The 600-nt window shown below is 29.3% G+C and carries 2 protein-coding genes; both read left to right on the forward strand.

The features are described 5' to 3' along the window. The coding region (locus tag CD118_RS11885; RefSeq protein ID WP_280949843.1) for a sigma factor-like helix-turn-helix DNA-binding protein at window positions 1-357 on the forward strand (357 nt) is incomplete at its 5' end. Next, on the forward strand, window positions 357-600 hold a 244-nt coding region (locus CD118_RS11890; protein ID WP_142380891.1), incomplete at its 3' end, for a hypothetical protein. The genes CD118_RS11885 and CD118_RS11890, both read left to right, overlap by 1 nt.

Below are 600 nucleotides of genomic sequence, written 5' to 3' on the forward strand. Positions count from 1 at the left end.
AGCTTAACCTCCTTAGCAAGTTCTACTAATGAAGATGGCAGTTCTCAAATTAGTGATTTTATCAGAAGTGAATCTAGCATTTATGAAATAGAAGAAAATACGCCTGAAAATTTAATTACTAAGAAAATATTCAGAGATGAAATGGAATCAATATTTAAAGAAATTTTAACGGACAAGCAAATTGATATTTTAAAAAGAAGATCCGGTTGGGAGGGCGAAGTTGAAACATTAGAAGAAATTGGACTTACATATAAAGTAACGCGAGAAAGAATAAGACAAATAGAATCTACGGCAATGGCAAAATTACGTAAAAAATTAGAAAAAAATGGTATACACAGATATTTGGAGGAATTTTAATGGACTTAAATACTTATATCAAAGAAAATGATAAAAATTTGCTTGTTCTTGTTGGATTTTCAGAAGAAGAATTGAATAAGATTGATAATAAATTATTAGATTCACCTGTAAAAAATGGTATTGATGACTATATACTTGATACTGGAAAAAAAGCTACACCAGAAATAGTTACCCAATTTTTAACTCTTAATAAATGCAGTTGGATTACATATGAAGCTGTCTCTTATACACATCTCCGAGCCC

The sequence above is a fragment of the Staphylococcus coagulans genome, from assembly GCF_002901995.1.
GTDB lineage: Bacteria > Bacillota > Bacilli > Staphylococcales > Staphylococcaceae > Staphylococcus > Staphylococcus coagulans.